This window comes from Pantoea sp. PNA 03-3 (genome assembly GCF_003201175.1).
GTDB lineage: Bacteria > Pseudomonadota > Gammaproteobacteria > Enterobacterales > Enterobacteriaceae > Pantoea > Pantoea stewartii.
In genome coordinates, this window is record NZ_QICO01000001.1 from 1 (window position 1) to 17,398 (window position 17,398).

Here is a 17,398-nt window from a genome sequence, read left to right on the forward strand (position 1 = left end):
AGCCGTATTCAGGATGCGGACTACGCGACAGAAGTGTCAAACATGTCCCGCGCGCAGATCCTGCAGCAGGCCGGTTCTTCTGTACTGGCACAGGCCAACCAGGTGCCACAGACCATGCTGTCTCTGCTGCGTTAATCGCCGCACAGCCCGTCTGATTAAAAGCGCCCTCAGAAATGAGGGCGTTTTTTTTTGCCAAATCAGTTAAAAAAATTTAAGTAATGTATAAAGTTTGTCCCCCGTTCGACGATAACAATAATGAAGGCGATAAAGCCGCAGCCCAAATCTGAACCCTATCATCATGAAGGATAATTATTATGGCAGTCATTAATACCAATACCCTGTCGCTGGTTACTCAGAACAACCTGACCAAATCTCAGTCATCACTGGGTACGGCGATTGAGCGCCTGTCTTCTGGCCTGCGTATCAACAGCGCAAAAGACGACGCAGCCGGCGAAGCTATCGCTAACCGCTTCAGCTCTAACATCAACGGCCTGACCGTTGCAGCCCGTAACGCCAACGACGGTATCTCTCTGTCGCAGACGGCTGAAGGCGCCCTGACTGAAGTGAACAACAACCTGCAGCGTGTACGTGACCTGACCGTTCAGGCGCAGAACAGCTCTAACTCAGCGTCTGACATTGACTCAATCCAGGCGGAAGTTAACCAGCGCATGGAAGAGATCAACCGCGTTACTCAGCAGACTGACTTTAACGGTATTAAAGTGTTGAATACCGGTTCAGGTTCTCAGACGTATAACTTCCAGGTTGGCGCAAAAGACGGCGAAACCATCGGTATCACCATCAGTGCAAGCAACGGTTTCAACCTGTTCAATACCTCTGGTGCGACTGCTCAGACAACCGGTCAGACTATCAATGGCAACGCGCGTACTACCGCGGCTGAAGGTTTTGACGTGATGAGCGGGACCGTAACAAGCGGTGGCACCACCGATGGTTCACCTCTGGCGGACATCGATGCGGCCATCAAAGCGGTCGACAACCAGCGCAGCCTGCTGGGTGCGTCTCAGAACCGTTTTGAATCCACCATCAGCAACCTGAACAACACCGTGACCAACCTGACCGCTGCCCGCAGCCGTATTCAGGATGCGGACTACGCGACGGAAGTGTCGAACATGTCCCGCGCGCAGATCCTGCAGCAGGCCGGTTCTTCTGTACTGGCACAGGCCAACCAGGTGCCACAGACCATGCTGTCTCTGCTGCGTTAATCGCCGCACAGCCCGTCAGATTAAAAACGCTCTCAGAAATGAGGGCGTTTTTTCTTAATCGGTCTAATTAGCCCGCTTTGCTATAGCTTTTCCCGCCCTAAATTAATACCCAAAAATTTACAATAGTCTGAAACAGGTAAGGTACTTACGTGCAGGATAGTGCTATGCACAACCAGAGGATGTCAGATGAACAGGCTTTTAATAAGCATTGACCGAGTTGAGCAGTTTTCTCTTCACGTGAATGAGGCGCTCGATATCATTGATGTTTTTTTACCCTGGGGATGGCAGGTGGATATTGTCACCAGTACCTATGGTAAAACGCTGTCGTTTGAACTGGAAAAGTACAAATCCAACCCGGCTTTCCGCATTATCAGTGATAAGCAAGGCACGCTCGCTGATGCTTATAGCCTCGTCTGGGTCTATAAGGGTTTTATTGCACAAAAATTGTTACCCGTGCTGGAAACGTTAACAGGCACGGCCCCGGTTATTTTCCGCCACTTTTATGATTACCATGACATTTATATGCCGTGGGGCGCTGAGCTGGAAAATCAGCTCGCCTCCCTGTCATTGAGTTTGTCGCCTGTGGTGTCAGAACGTTTGCTGCAAAACGGACTGCTATCCAGTCAGATCGCTGTTTTGCCGTTTACCGTTCCCTCCGCATTCAGTTGCTATCCATCTCGTAATGCCCGCACCGCGCTCAAGCGCATACTTTATTACGCCCCGGATATTTCCGCCGAAATGTATGAGCTGCAACAGCAACTGAAAAGTCAGTCCATTACGCTGGAATGGTTCGACTGTAGCCAGCCTGTGAGTCGGATTGAGCCTGAGTGGCTGGATAACTACGATATGGTCATGGGTGGCGATGAAATTGTGGCCAAGGCATTAATACTGGGTATTCCGGTATTTTTAGCGTCTACAACCGGCGTGGAAGGTTATCTGAACGCGCATAACCTTCAGGAGTTTGAACAATCGCATTTTACCGTGGTGAATCTGCAGTTTTGCCCGGAGACGGAGGAGTGGATCGCCGCACTCAAACAGGGTTTCAGTGAGGCCGTGGCATGGACCCGGGCGAACCAGGGCCGCTTTGGCGATAAATGGACGATGCCTGCTGCGATCCAGACTATCCTCAGCCAGCTCCCTGCGCCCAAACGCTGGTCCATGGATGACCCGGCGCAACATGCATTACGCTTTCACAGACAGTCCGTCCTGTCCTGGGCCGATAAAAATTACTCTATTGAGCAGTGGCTGAAAGACAGGTCAATTACCGAAGCCCGACGCGCAGCGTTACAGTCATTTATTCAGTCTGTGCCCGAAAGTGGCGACATCGGGATCGTGATCATTGATGAAAACGGCGATGCCGCAGCCTGTGAACGTTCCCTTGCCGCCGTCAGGCAGCAAACATTTCTGCCCGCGACGGTCATGTTACTGAGCGATGTCGATATTGCGTTAAATGAGGGGACGATAAGCGCCTGTGCCTCAGGCTGGGTCGCTGAACTTAACGAGGTCGTTTATCACGAAACCGGGCCAGCCGCGCTGCTGCTGGTGATGGCAGGGGATGAGCTTTTGCCTGACGCGTTGCTGTTGCTGGCAGAGCAGCGTTTGCGACGCCCGGAAACGGCTGTGTGGTATGTCGATGAAACCTTTAATGATGATATGAATGAGCCGGGAGCGATTCTTCGTCCCGATCCCAATATCGATCTGTTAAGAAGTACGCCTTACGTAGGCCGCACGTTGCTGTTTGACCGCCGGAAAGTGCAGGCGGCGGGAAAGGGCGAGGATGCCGTCAATCCTCTGATCATGTATGAATGGCTGTGGCGTTGCATTGAAAATCAGGGACCGGGCGCGCTCGGACATGTGGCAGATGTCGTAGTCAGAGGCCAAAAAGAGAACGGGCGCTGGAATGAAGCGCAGTCCTGTGAAGCCGGCTATCGGCGCGTTGTCGAGGCGCATTTACAGCGTTTAGGGATAAAAGCGTCACTTGATGCCGGCGTGAATCCCGGTTTTGCACGGGTGCGCTATCAGTGGGACACGCAGCCTCTCATTTCCATTATCGTCCCCACGCGTGACCATGCCACCTTACTCCGTGCCTGCATCGATACGTTGATGGAGAAAACGCGTTATCCCTATTATGAATTACTGATCGTCGACAATCAGTCCGTGGATGCGCAGGCCTGTACCTTTCTCAACGATCTCGACAAACTCAATATCGAACAGATTAAGGTACTGCGTTACGACGCGCCGTTTAATTTCGCCGCCATGCATAATCGCGCGGCAGAGCAGGCGAAGGGCGACGTCCTGTTGTTCCTGGATAACGACTGCCAGATTACGCAACCTGACTGGCTGGATGCGCTGCTGGAGCATGCACTGCGGCCAGAGGTCGCATTAGTCGGGGCGCGCCTTGAATACCACGATGGCCGGGTTCAGCACGGTGGTTATCTGCTGGGTGTACAGAACGGCGTTGACAGTCCGTGGGAAGGGATGCAGGAACATGCCAGAGGTTTCCAGAGCTATCTGCAAACGGAGCACAATCTTGCTGCAGTGAGTGCGTCCTGCATGATGGTCCGTAAAGACGTGTTCTTTAGTCTGGGTGGCTTTGCTGAGAACGATTTCCCGCTTTACTTCGCGGATGTCGATTTGGGGTTACGTGCGCAGCAACAAGGTTACTTAAACGTCTGGACGCCGTGGTCGCGTGTTCGCCATATGGGCGGTGCAACGCGGTTGATGCCAGAAAAGTTCAACGTACAGGAAAGGCCGTTTCAGCATGACTATAGTCGGCTTCGTCAGCAGTGGCGCGCCACGCTGTTAAAGGATCCCAGTAACCATCCGCTGATGCAGCGGGCAGGTAAACCGTTTACGCTGGGTGCAGGGACGGCGCGTTTTCAGCAGCCGCTGCCGGGCAGGCCACTGCCTGTCGTGCTCGCACACCATGTCGACTGGCAGGGATGTGGCAATCACCGCATCCTGCAACCGTTCAAGGCCATGGAAAGTCAGTTGCTGCTTGAGGGCGGACTGACTCAGCAAATTCCCGGCGTCATGGAAGTCGCACTTCTACAGCCTGATATTATTGTGCTGGAGTCGCTGAGTGGCGGCCGTTTCCCGTCGGTCATGGCGCAATATCGCGACGTTTGCGATGCCAAAATTGTGGTTGAGTACGACGACTACCTGCTCAACGTACCGGTAAAAAATGGCAACCGTAACCAGTTCCCTAAACAGATTGTCAAAAATCTTCGCAAAGTAATGGAGTGCGCGGACTGGGTGGTAGTGTCAACCGCACCGTTAGCGGATGCCTACAGCCGTTTCCATCATGACATCCGCATTGCACAGAACCGTCTCGCAGAAGGTCAGTGGGGCCATTTGACCAGCCAGCGCGGCGTGGGGCGTAAAGTGCGTATCGGCTGGGCGGGCGGCAGTACGCATGCCGGTGACCTGCAAATTTTGCTGCCGCTTATCAAGGAGCTGGAAGACAAGGTTGAATGGGTTTTCATGGGAATGAAACCGCGGGGCGTGCACTGTGAGTTCCACACTGGCGTGCCGTTTGATATGTACCCCGAAAAGCTGGCCAGCCTGAACCTGGATCTGGCGCTGGTGCCGCTCGAAGTCAACCAGTTCAATGAATGCAAAAGTAATTTGCGGTTACTGGAGATCGGCACCTGTGGCGTGCCGATCATTGCCACCAGTATCGAACCCTATCGTTGTGGCCTGCCCGTCACGCTCGTTGAAAACCGCTTTAAAGACTGGATGGGCGCTATACGCGCGCACCTTGCGGATATGGATGCCACTCGTCGTCTGGGCGATCAACTTCGCGCGGCGGTCCATCAGGACTGGTACCTGAGGGAGCAGGGATTAAACGAATGGCAGAGAGGTTGGCTTTCTGCCTGAGACAGTGGCGGCGCGTCGTCCTGATGATGACGCCGTCGTTACATGACCGGACATAACGTCTCCATAGAGACACACAACGTTCAGGCAACGCCAGCTTTTCATTGTCGCGCCTGTAGAAAAAGAGGCTGTTATGCGTGGGTTCACCTTTCCTTACTTACTTCTGGCACCGGATTACATCGAATCTTCATCCGGCGTTCAGGTTATCCATCAGCTCTGTCACATGATTAATGAACAGGGCGGTAAAGCCTGGATGGTTAATTGCCGCGTGAATCCAGAATGGAATACGCCGGTGATAAACAGTGAAGACTGGAAAGTTATTCAAAACAGCGGGCAACCCTGGATTGCCATTTACCCTGAAATCGTATCGGGTAATCCTCTTTCCGCGCCCGTATGTGTTCGCTATATGCTGAACCGGGAAGGCGTGATCATGAATAACCGGATCCATGAAGGACCGGATGATTTATTTTTCTGGTACCGCAATGAGTTTGCTGAAAAAGCCGTTGACCCACAAATATTGGGAATCGAATCCTTTGATCTGCAATTATTTTGTGACGACAACCCGCAGAAAGACCTGAATATCCTCTACCTGAATCGTGTGCCTGAGTCGGTCGTTGATTTCAGCCAGCTACCCTCGGATACCAAAATCTTGTCCATGGCAAACCCATTGACGCTGAAAGAACTTGCCGTTGTGCTCAAGCGTACGCGCGTATTTTATTCGTATGAGTCCTCGGGCACCTGCGCAATGGCGATTTTATGCGGAAGTCCTGTAGTTGCGTTAACCGCACCGGGTTATGAAAAGTATGCCATTACGCAGGAAACCGTGCGTGACAACGGTGGCGCTGGATTTTGCTGGGAAAACACCCAGGAAGCTATTGATACCGAGCGCCAGAATTTATGGAAGATGCGAGACTATTTTCTGGTCCGACGCGCGCGAAGTCAGCAACAGTTTGAAAACTTCGTTACGTTGACACAAGAAAAGGCCGAACAACGTGCCGCGCAGGATAAGCGACACGCTTTGAATGACTGGCTGTATAAGCGGCAACTTCCGGCTCCTGCTGAAGAGGTGCAGAGTCCTTCATCACTGCCACTCCTCAGAATGCTGATTGCCGTCCAGCCAGGCAGCGAAGCGGACAGGACCTCGACGCTGAATGCCTTATTGCCTCAGTTAGATCAGGTAACAGGATGCGCCGTTTTACTGGCGACGCCGCAGGAAACGTGCCACGTTTCTGACGATCGTGTCTTTCAGATTCGGTCTGATGTGTGGCTGAATGAAATGAATTGTCATCTGGAGCAGAACGTTTACGACTGGATATACGTCGTTCCTGCCGGGTGTCAGTTTACAGCGGAAAGTTTACGACTCCTTGCTGAGGCCTTGCACAGCAGAACGGGATGCGCCTTTGTTTACGCGGATGAAGGCCTCTCTGACAAGGAAGGGAAAATTCATCCTCATTTTAAGCCTGCATTTTGCCCGGACCTTTTTCTGAGTCAGCCTTCACTCTACCTTAAGCGCGGGATCTTCGCGCGAAACGCCTTGATGGCTATCGGCGGGTTTAATGCTGATTTATCCGCGTGCTATGAGCTGGATGCGATTACGCGACTGTTAGCTACGCGCGATAGCAACGTGTTTGGTCATGTTTCAGAGGTCTTTACCGTGACGCCTCTGAACAGCTGTGTGGCACAGGATCTGCAGCAGGAACATGCTGTGTTGCAATCTTATCTTCAGCAGCAGGGCTTCAGCCAGGGTGTAGTGGAGCACCAGCCGGGTAAGCCGTGGCGGTTAAAATACAGCACGGAGCCGGTTATTTCGCTCAGCATCATACTTGTCGCTGGCACAGATATCCATCAACTGCAGTGTTGCATCACTACGTTATTTGAACAAACCCATCAACCGGTATGCCAGTTGATTGTTATTGTGACGCCGGCGACCTCTGAGGCCATCACGGCCTGGCTGACGACAAATTTGTCAACAGCGTCGGTTAACATCAACATCCTGAAAAGTCATGGCAGCCAAACCCAGGAAGCGGCGATTAATGAGGCAGTAGGGCAGGCAGAAGGCGAGTTTCTGCTGTTGTTGGATCCCCGTGTTTTATTTGTCAGCCGCGGCTGGCTGGAGGCGCTGGCATGTCATGCCCTTCGGCATGATGTTGTCTGCGTCGCGCCTCATATTATCAACCTGGACAGTCAGATCTTATGTGCCGGAGAAATTCTTGGGGTCAGGGGCCTGGCCTTCCCCGTTGGTTATGCCGAAAGATGGGGCAATGCAGGCTACCTGTCACGCTATCAAAGCGACTGTAGTTATTCGACGTTGGCCACAGACTGTCTGTTAATCAGAAAAGACAGATGGCTGGAGGTCGGTGGATTTGATACGGCTTATACACAACCTCTGCTGGCCAGACTGGACCTGAATCTGCGACTGGTTCAGCTGGGCGGTCGGGCAATATGCACACCTTACAGCGTTGTAGCGAAACAGGAAGCCGTGACGGACTTTCCGCCACAATATGCGTTGTCGCCTTCACAGGAACTTGACCGTTTCTATCACGCCTGGCTCCCTGTTCTGGCAGATGATCCGGCTTATAATAAAAATTTAAGCCTGAACAGAACCCTTTTTACCGCAGACAGCACGTTAGTCACGGGCTGGAGCCCGCTCAAACCTGGCGAAACACGCACCGTCATTTTTATCGCGCAGGATCAGAATGATACTGGCGTGCAGCGATTTACCACCGCGCTGGACAGGCTGACGAATGCCGGTGGCGTCAAAAGCGTGCTTCTTGAACAGATACCCTCCGCGCCAGAATTATTGCGGCATCATCCTGACGAGCTCGTTATCAGCGGCGAACTGTCGGATCTCGCCTGCCAGACAATCAGGCAACTCAAAAACGCCATAACCTGCCGTGTTCATTATCTTATTCAGGACGATCCGAATGCGCGGAAATATAAAAAATTAATTGAAGATAATGTTATCGATAACTGGCTAACGTACAGCGATGCACTGGCCAATTGGCTCAAAAAGCGCCATAAACCTGTCGTTATTCTTCCCAATGTTTTAGTGCAACCCTGTCAGGATAGGGTTAAGCAGAAAAAAGACAAATGCCGTGTCGTGTGTTTCACATACGATCTCAGGAAGAAAGATTGTGAATTACTGACTCCAGCGATAACGGCAAGTGCGGAAAAGCTTGACTGGATTGTCATTGGACATTGTCCGCCGGAATGGCTGCCTTATATCAGGGAAACGTACCGTTTTCAGACTGAGGCCCGCCTGGTCGCGCAGTTGCTGCATTGTGACGCCGATATCGCCGTGCTTCCGCGCTGCAACAATGATGAAAACCGTTACAAAGATAACAACGTACTCATGCAGTTAGCGGTAATGGGGATACCGGCGATGTATAGCGATCATCCTACATTCGGTGAGTCCGTTCCCGGCTGGAGAGTAAAACATAACCCGAACGCCTGGAAAGAGGCTATCGCAACGCTTTGTGCTGATACGTCGCTGAGTGACACGCTCAGTCAGCAGTTGAAAGAAAAAGCGTATAACGAGGTAAACCAGGACGCGCTTATGACACTTTTCGGCCGGATACAGGCGTTATCTGAAGCCACTCAGGCATAAAGGACGTGCAGAGACAACGCGCCAGATAAAAGCCCTGTACGCATTCAACAATTATTTAAGGTCAGGAAGTTATCCGATGAAGATAAACAAACCCTCATCAAATGTGCTGGTGACAAGTCCTCTTCTGCCGCCCCTGGAAGAGTTCCTGCCTTATCTAGAACGTATCTGGGACAGTAAACAGCTCACAAATGGTGGTCCGTATCACCAGGAGCTGGAACGGGCCCTTGCCGATTATCTCGGTGTCGAGCACCTCAGTTTGTTCGCGAACGGTACCCTGGCGCTGGTGACGGCGCTACAGGCGCTCAGAATAACGGGGGAGGTGATTACCACTCCCTATTCTTTCGTCGCGACATCCCATTCCTTATTATGGAACGGCATAAAACCCATATTCGTCGATATTGATCCTGTTACCTGCAATATCGATCCTGAAAAAATCGAATCCGCCATTACGCCTACCACCAGTGCAATTTTACCCGTTCACTGCTATGGCATTCCCTGCGATGTCGACCGCATTCAACGTATTGCCGACAACTACGGTCTGAAAGTCATCTACGATGCCGCGCACTGTTTTGGTGTTAAACAAAAAAACGTCAGTATCCTGAATCACGGCGATCTTTCTGTTTTAAGCTTCCATGCGACAAAGGTATTTAACACGTTTGAAGGCGGCGCCATTATCTGCCCGAATGAAAAAATCAAACGACGTATTGATTATTTAAAGAATTTTGGCTTTGCCGATGAAACCACGGTGGTTGCGCCGGGTATCAATGGCAAAATGAATGAAGTTCAGGCGGCATTTGGATTACTCCAACTGAAGCATGTGGATTCAGCGCTGGCTAAGCGTAAAGTCATCTACGAAAAATATCAGCAGGCATTAGGGCATATACACGGACTTACGCTACTACCGCTCGTTGATGAAACCGACTGGAACTATGCATATTGCCCGGTCTTTGTTCACGCGGGATTATTCCCGAGGACGCGTGATGAACTGTATCATCACTTCAAAAGCCAAAATATTTATGTCAGACGGTATTTTTATCCGCTCATCTCCGATTTCCCGATGTATAAAGGCTATGAATCATCGGCTCCTTCAAATTTGCCGGTGGCCAGTCAAATTTCTCAGCAGGTGTTGTGTTTACCGGTGCATCCGAACCTGGCGGAAGCGGATCAGGATGAGATTATTAACATTATTATGCGTGCCAGCAATGTGAATGCTGCGTAAGCCTTCAATCCGGATCTTTATAAGCCCGTCAGGCAAAAGGGAACATGCTTTTGCCTGACGCTGCACATCTCACATGCTTTCCATCTGCACGATCTTGCTTTCTTAACCGTTTCTCATCTCAAAAATCGTTGCTGACAGCGGTATATCGAAAAAGAAACGGGAAGGGCACAGACGACGGATACAGGTAATGAGAACAATTCTGCCCGGCTGATACGCGAGAGCCGGGCTGATGCAAAAAAAAATCAGGCAGGAATCGCGTACAACACCAGTTCAAAAGCATGAACAGGATGATGGGCGCGGAGATAAAATCGATACCCGGGCATAATGCTTTTGATATAAGCAGGAATCTTTATAAGATCATCCGGTTTATGATAAGCGCTGATTGCCAACAGTGGGTAACAGCGTTGAATACTGTTTTTCGCCCCCTCCAGCGCAGAAAGCTCAGCGCCTTCAATATCCATTTTGATAAATGTCACCTTACTGTCCGCAATAACGCTATCGAGTGTGGTTAATGCGATACTGTTAGTCGTGACCTTTTCAGTAATTTTTGAATCCAACGCTTTTCCTGAGTCGAAATACAGCGTTGTCTCTTCACTCCATACGCCTGCCTGGTGGCATTCACAATACGCTTTATCCGCTGTAGCGGCACACAGCAACGGATAATTGACGTTGTCAGGTTCGAAGGCAAAGATTTTTTTCGGCGAAGGGAGTCCGCGGGTGGCCAGTGCGGCTTCGAAAGCATTCACGCTGTCACCATTATAAGCGCCACAGTCAACAAAAACCTCGGACTTACTCAACGCGACAATGTCGGTTGGGAAGTAATGGTTCTCATCATACACTGTTTTAATATAGTCAGGGCGTGCGCTAATACGCTGATTCATGAATGCGATAAACGTCTCGCGAGATTTATCATCACCAAGACTTTCATATAAGGAATGCAGGGCGTCAGCATGGGTCTGACAAAAATCATAGGAAATAATATCTTCGGTGTTTACGCCCGTAAAAGAGGGGTCATAGACCAGCACTTCAGATTGAACGTCTGATAATGAATTCAAAAACGCCGGATCCACATACTGTAGTGCAATAATAAAATTATATTTTTTATTGGTGTTGAGCAAACTTTCCAGAGGCACAACAGTCAGTTCGTTTAACGTTTGACCAGGAGAAAAATACATTTCATTGACCGCTACATAATCGATATGCAAGTGATTACGCGCCATATATTCACTGGTCTTGGTAGCCAGACAGCCTGCGCCAATGAGGACTACCGGATTACCGTTTTGGTACATTTTCTCCAGCGTAACGAGAAAATGGTTATTTTTCTCGACTATTTCACTAAGAAAACTCATGAGGAACTCCGTTATATTTTATCTTTTTATTGTTTAAAGGGTACATTTTTGCTGACTTGTTGCACTTTTCGCGGCACTTTCAAGAAAGTGAAGCCCGCGAGCCGCAACGTCTGAACCCATCACGTAATCGTTAGGTTCCCCTCTCAATGCAGAGGCAATGTCAGCATAATAATTGGCAAATGCTTCAATAAAGCCAGCAGGGTGACCCGCTTTAAAACGGCAGTAACGTGCATCAGCAGCAACAATGTTGTCATTGGCTGTGCGATCAATAACAGAACGACTGCCTTGCAAACCGCTGACATACAGGAATTCAGGATCCATCTGGAGCCATTCTGCGCTGCCCTGACTTCCCATGACGCGAATCCGCAGGCCATTTCGGTATCCCAGAGCGGCTTTGCCATACCAGTAATTACACGTCATACCGCTTTGATAACGCGATAAGATATGTACGGTGTCGATAACGCCGGGAATTTTGGCGTACGTATCATTGATCGCATAAATATCGACGGCGTGATCCCCGGTGATAAATTCAATAAGCTGGTGAACATGAACGCCAAGATCGAGCGAAACGGTTGGAATGACGGCATCCTGCTGCCGCCATCTCTGCGGTTTTGGCACATCGCCATGCTGATTATGGCGTGCAAAACCTTCCTGAGGCATTTCAACCATGACCTGCTGAATGGCCCCGAAATCGCCGCGCTGTACGCGCTTTTGCAGTTCGCGCACCATGGGATAGCCACTGTAATTGTAAGTGACAAACAATTTTGCCTGATGTTGGTGCTCGCTGTTCATGATGTGCAAAGCGCTTTGATGGCTTTCAACCATCGCCTTTTCGCAAATTACAGCCAGACCGTTTTCGAAACAGGCGGTGATAATTTCATGATGGTCAGGGGTGGGTGTTAACACCGCAACTGCATCAAGATGATGGCGCTCCTGCAAAATAAACGCCTGAATACTCTCGTAAATACGTTCAGGATGAATATTCCAGCTCTCACCCGTGTGACGATTCTGCTCAGGATTGCGGCTAAAACAGCCCGCCACAAGCGTAAAATCCCCGTCGAGCTGTGAGGCAATTTTATGGGTAAGACCAATAGCCGAATTCGCGCCACCGCCAATAAAACCAAGTTGTAGTCGTTTTTTCATATCGGTTTCCTAGTACTTACCAAGCGTAAAAAAATTTTTTAACTGTGGTGTGAAGCGGGCCAGTTCATCACGTTGGTGGAATTCAGCAAAAATAAGCGCGGCGCGATCGTGAGGCGCGCGCTGGATTCTCTCGCCTGTTTTCTTAAGTGGCAGAAAAGAAAGGATATTGGCCGGTAATGCTGCGAAGCTGACGGAGGTAAAGGTTTGTTCCTGATCAACAGACACAGTATGGCGAGCGATTAATCTGACATGTTCGGGACGCCGATTGGCTGGCGTAAAAGGTGTGCCGGTAAAGGCATGGGTGAACCAGAGTGAATAAGGCGTGTCTGTAGAATATTCAATGAGTTGATTATACAGGTCACCCGGGCATCGGCGTGTCATTTCTATCAGAGAAAAGCTTTTACCATCCGAGATAAACTGAGTGTGCAGTAAACCATCACAAAGCCCGAGCTCATCAACGAGTGCCTGTATACAGTCGCTGACCTGGTCTTTTATCGACGCAGGAAGATTGAGGCTGAGGCTACTACTGTTTACCTGCCAGGGATAAACGGTACAAAATTCATCAACAAAATACTCGACCGCCACTTTTCCATTCACGATAAAAGCGGAGTGGCTGTGTAAATCACCGGCTATCCAGCGCTCTATAAGTGCCTGGCCACAGGATGATGCCGCACAGGCGTCTCGCCAGGCGGCGGAGATGTGTTCGCGCTCAGTCACCAGTGAAATCCCTAATCCGCTGTAGGAATCGACAGGTTTTATCATCAACGGTAACGGAAGTTGCGCCGCCTCTTCAGGACAGCTCACGGCCACAGGGACTGGATAACCCTTATTCTGTGCCCACTGGCGGAAGACGTCTTTTTTAAAAATAATTTCTGCTACATCAGGGCGATCAAAACCGCGTAAGCCCATTGCCTCAGCGACACTGGCACCCGTAAGGTAAGACACATCGGTAACACCAGGCAGAAGTGATGTAATATTGAGTGATTTCGCCAGGGTCAGTACATCCTGTACGTTGGCATAATTCAGGCAAAAAGAGTGGGCCGCGAGTTGATGACCCGGATCCTGCGGTTTGCCGCTGCATACGGCTGTTTCATAACCGGAATGCTTAAGTGCCATCAAAAGAGGCATGGCAGCAAAACCGGCATCCAGCATAAGTGCTTTTTTATTACTGCTCATTATGATTTGCCTGAGGTGGTGCAGCTAACACATTGTTTAGCTGGCAAAGTTTTTTCCTGGTATGGATGGGGTGCCAGGCGCGCTTTTATAGCAGATTGTAATCCCGGCAGGCCGAACTGATGCCGTAAATAAAGCCCTTTTTAGTGTGTATTTAACGCAAACGGGGACAGGCAGGCTCGTCAGGAACCGCGCTTCTTTCTGGCGGCAACGTGAATGTTTTATGCAGAGTCATAATGACCGGAATGGCAGAGACAGGCAGACGCCACAAAGCGATATAACGCTGTATTAATACAGTAAAGCAACATCGCAGTATTGATTGCATTGCCGCCGTGACTGAATGGTACTGTTTTGTGTGCTGACAAGCCTGATCGATAAGATGCATCTTCAGGCTTACAGCAAAGGCTCAGAGGTTTTGATAGCCGGATTTCAGGCTACGATAATAAGTGGAACGCAGTAAGGCTTCTGAGAGTTGTTCACGCGGTTGTGAAGAAAAGAAGTGATAGTTAATTTTACAGGCCAGAGAAAGCCCTGTTTCGCGCATCATGAAATAATGCTGTTCGCCACTGCCTACCTCTGGAGCAATATAGTTTTTAAGCAAATCGTTGCCGCCAAGATCGAAGTTCTTATTCTCTTTAAATAAATCAAAAAAGATTGCACTAAAGAAAATGCTTAAATGTTTGTTATTGGGGTGGCTTACCGTGCTGTAGCAATGTTTATCTTTTAACAGGGCGTCCCTATAAAAGTCTGAATAATCAAACGCCACCTTACCTTCTTTGAACAACCGCTGGTAGCGATTAGCGTCGTCCATGATCATGTTATGCTGCCTGGCCGCGTCGTAACTGACATTGTGGTACGCAGCAACGGCATCCGCACAGGCATGTGCGGTCAAATAGAGATGCAAAAAACGGTAATCAACATACACCATTAAATCGGGCACGGCAGCAGAATAATACCCTAGCTGCGGTGCTGATACGCTTGATTCCATTGTGGGTAATATGCGGATATCGAAATACTCGGTCAGTTTCGCGGTTGACAGCAAACCCCAGCGTTCAGAATGATACTGCATATAAATATGATCGCAGCTTTCAAGTTCGTGCATCAGATTGATAATGTCTCGCTGAGCATCAAGTTTATACAGAGGTGTATTAACAACGTGTGTTATTGCGCCACGATGAAGCTCAGAATAATTACTTAATAACTGACCAACGACTTCGAGCTGACAGTTACCAATCGTTGCTACTTTCATTACATTATCTCCTTATAAAGTATTCGCGTAGGGAAAGGGGGTCGCCAGGTGATTCAGACAGAGGCGAAGTTTATCCTGCCAGTCTGAGGGGGGGATGCCGATGGTGCTGAGAGCGTCGCTGTTCATCACACTGCGCGTCGGCCGAATCGCCGCAGACGGATAGTGCGAGCTGATAATGCCATGCACGACCACGTCCTGTTGCGTCGCGACAAAGATTGTCTGAGCGAATTCGCACCAGCTGACGGCAACGTCGCCACAATAATGGTAAAGACCATGCTTTTCGGGCATGTCGGCGAGCGTGATCATGGCCTGGGCTAAATCACCCGCGTAGGTCGGACAACCATACTGATCGTTCACCACATGTAACTCGGAACGTGTCTGCGCCAGACGAAGCATGGTACTGACGAAGTTATTACCGTATTCGCTGAACATCCATGAAGTACGGATCACGATCGCCTCGGGCAGGACCTCAAAGACGCGCTTTTCACCTTCCCACTTACTCAGGCCGTAAAAATTAATCGGGCAGGGCGGATCCTGTTCGGTATAGGGCGTTCTTTTCACCCCGTCGAAAACATAATCTGTGGAAATATGAATGAAACGCGCCCCGATCATTTTGGCGGCCTGAGCCAGATTTTCAGGGCCAATCGCATTGATCTTTAAGGCACGTGTCCGGTCGGTTTCTGCTTTATCAACGGCGGTATAAGCCGCTGCATTCATAATGACATCGGGCTTAAATTTTTTAACCACGCGCACAACGGCAACGCGATCGGTAATATCCAGTTCCGCCGAACCACACGCCAGCGTAATCCAGTCGGCGGGAAAACGATCCAGTAAACAGCGCCCCAACTGACCATAAGCACCTGTAAGTAAAACGCGCATTACACCAACTCCTGCAATGAGAGTCCTTGTTGATTTTTCACCGATAATATCGGCTGTTCGACAGACCATTGAATCGCAACATCAGGGGCATTCCACATCAGGCAGGCTTCATCCTTAGGATTGTCATAGTGAGGACAGGTATATTCAAAATCAGCAATGTCCGGGCGCGAGACGAATGGATGCAAGTGCATCAAGAGTGAAAGGGGAAGAGAGAGCATGGGCTTGTCATAGACCGGCAGCAGTTGCTCAGAGACGCCACAGGTCACCGGATGCAGTCGGGAACCGGTTCCGCCTGCCAGTACTATGCCTTTCATCATTCGCTTCCTTCATAACTCGTCTGCGCGTGCAGCGTGATGGTGAAAGAATACGAGTGTTCGAGTGAAAGTAATGGCACGAATAACCGACAAAAAAGCGGGTAAAGTCAAGGATAAGTCCGTCCCCGCATCCATAGCGGCTAATGAAATAAATCAGCATAAGCGAAGCGGGCACATTTTATCGCGCAGTAATGCAAATCGCGTCAACCAGAAGGAAGTGATTGTGGATTAGAGTTTTCGGCGCGATAAAAGTTGGATAAACGTTACAGTTCATACAGATGGTGCCGATAACACTCTTCAGGATAAGTTTAATTTGGCTACAACTTCGCGTGTTCTGGGGTGGTTATGCGCTTCAACTATGACCTGCTACCGGGTGAACGGCTTTCCTTCGAGGAGATCGCCCGGCGCTATGCACAGCAATACCCTGATGAGAAAGAATTAACAGCGCGAGCGCTGCTGAGTCCTTCGACCAGCTTTCGGACGCTAAAGATTCGTGCTGTCTTCGCACAGGAAGAGAGCAACAGTCCGCTGGAAGACCTGTTATTTATTGCGAACGACAATGAACGTAAAAATTACCTGCGCCGTTTTGAGTATTACCTGAAGCAGCAGGCTCCTTTTCACTATTTCCGCCGGGGAGAGCAGGACAAAGCGGAGAATTTGTGGAAAGTGATTGGCCAAAGCTACGTATATGCCATGATCGATCCCCATTCAGCACAGGCGCAGAACCTGATCAACAGCCGGGGATACAAACTGGTGCTGATGCGAGAAGACGGCGACGATGCCTGGTGGCAGTTGTTTAACATGCACTCCAATCCGTGCTTTCCGCAATCACAGCGTATCCAGTTTATTGTGGTACTGAGTACACCCGGACATAAAACACCCGCCGCAGTGATGCCTGGTACTGAAGTCGGGCGGCGGGTAAAGGCTAAAGTGCTGCAGCGAGCCAGCCAGGCCGAATTTATGGCCGCCGTGAAAGCCCGTTATGGTGCCTGTGTCATTACCGGCACCAGCCTGATCGATCAGCATCAGTGGCCATGGGTGGAAGCCTGCCATATTGATACGCGAGAGAATGATGAAGGTTTTCTGGCGGATAACAGTGTGGATAACGGATTGTTCCTGCGCAGCGATTTACAGCGACTTTTTGTTAACCGAATGATTAGTATTGATGGTGATTCCGGCAAAGTCCGTTTTAATGGGGATGAAAAAACCCGCGAAAGCATTAGCCCTTTTTATCAGGAAATGGAAGGGCAGATTTGTGCTTTATGGGACCGCGTGCCCTCCGCCACTCGTCAACGTTTACTGTCATTAGGTTAGCCTGTTGAGACAGAGCGGAATCTTCCGCTCTGAAACATCACAAATTTGAAATAAC

The 17,398-nt window shown here is 50.0% G+C and carries 12 protein-coding genes and 1 pseudogene; 6 read left to right on the plus strand and 7 right to left on the minus strand.

Going from position 1 to position 17,398, the window contains the following annotated elements:
* From C7433_RS00005 to C7433_RS00025, 5 genes are all read left to right on the plus strand, one after another.
* Positions 1-135, plus strand: a 135-nt coding sequence (locus C7433_RS00005; protein WP_255421287.1) for a flagellin, incomplete at its 5' end; no start/stop codon positions are given.
* 179 nt (positions 136-314) lie between these two features.
* Positions 315-1,220, plus strand: a complete 906-nt coding sequence (locus C7433_RS00010; RefSeq protein ID WP_039342628.1) for a flagellin — start codon at positions 315-317, stop codon at positions 1,218-1,220.
* Between the two features lie 186 nt (positions 1,221-1,406).
* Positions 1,407-5,099, plus strand: a complete 3,693-nt coding sequence (locus tag C7433_RS00015; protein WP_110267399.1) for a glycosyltransferase — start codon at positions 1,407-1,409, stop codon at positions 5,097-5,099.
* A gap of 130 nt (positions 5,100-5,229) precedes the next feature.
* Entirely contained in the window at positions 5,230-8,703 is a 3,474-nt protein-coding gene (locus tag C7433_RS00020) for a glycosyl transferase family 2 (protein WP_110267400.1), read from the plus strand.
* Between the two features lie 76 nt (positions 8,704-8,779).
* Complete coding sequence (locus C7433_RS00025; RefSeq protein ID WP_110267401.1) at positions 8,780-9,922, plus strand: DegT/DnrJ/EryC1/StrS aminotransferase family protein; 1,143 nt, start codon at positions 8,780-8,782, stop codon at positions 9,920-9,922.
* Between the two features lie 242 nt (positions 9,923-10,164).
* Here the strand turns inward: C7433_RS00025 and C7433_RS00030 are convergent, their stop codons facing one another.
* From C7433_RS00030 to C7433_RS00060, 7 genes and pseudogenes are all read right to left on the minus strand, one after another.
* Positions 10,165-11,271, minus strand: a complete 1,107-nt coding sequence (locus C7433_RS00030; protein ID WP_110267402.1) for an FkbM family methyltransferase — start codon at positions 11,269-11,271, stop codon at positions 10,165-10,167.
* A gap of 33 nt (positions 11,272-11,304) precedes the next feature.
* Positions 11,305-12,414: a Gfo/Idh/MocA family protein gene (locus tag C7433_RS00035; protein WP_033742051.1), complete on the minus strand. Its 1,110-nt coding sequence runs from the start codon at positions 12,412-12,414 to the stop codon at positions 11,305-11,307.
* A 9-nt stretch (positions 12,415-12,423) separates the two neighbouring features.
* Positions 12,424-13,590 (minus strand): acetyl-CoA carboxylase biotin carboxylase subunit family protein, encoded by a 1,167-nt coding sequence (locus C7433_RS00040; protein WP_110267403.1) that lies wholly within the window; start codon positions 13,588-13,590, stop codon positions 12,424-12,426.
* Between the two features lie 403 nt (positions 13,591-13,993).
* Positions 13,994-14,836: a WcbI family polysaccharide biosynthesis putative acetyltransferase gene (locus tag C7433_RS00045; protein ID WP_110267404.1), complete on the minus strand. Its 843-nt coding sequence runs from the start codon at positions 14,834-14,836 to the stop codon at positions 13,994-13,996.
* A gap of 12 nt (positions 14,837-14,848) precedes the next feature.
* Positions 14,849-15,715, minus strand: a complete 867-nt coding sequence (gene rfbD / locus C7433_RS00050) for a dTDP-4-dehydrorhamnose reductase (protein ID WP_110267405.1) — start codon at positions 15,713-15,715, stop codon at positions 14,849-14,851.
* Entirely contained in the window at positions 15,715-15,906 is a 192-nt protein-coding gene (locus C7433_RS00055) for a dTDP-4-dehydrorhamnose 3,5-epimerase family protein (protein ID WP_226374530.1), read from the minus strand. The genes rfbD and C7433_RS00055 overlap by 1 nt, the downstream gene beginning before the upstream one ends.
* A pseudogene (locus C7433_RS00060) lies at positions 15,904-16,032 on the minus strand (sugar phosphate nucleotidyltransferase); the annotation flags it as partial. The pseudogene C7433_RS00060 and the gene C7433_RS00055, both read right to left, overlap by 3 nt.
* A gap of 342 nt (positions 16,033-16,374) precedes the next feature.
* Between C7433_RS00060 and C7433_RS00065 the strand changes: the two are divergent.
* Entirely contained in the window at positions 16,375-17,343 is a 969-nt protein-coding gene (locus tag C7433_RS00065; protein ID WP_033742043.1) for an HNH endonuclease signature motif containing protein, read from the plus strand.
* Positions 17,344-17,398: the final 55 nt, after the last annotated feature.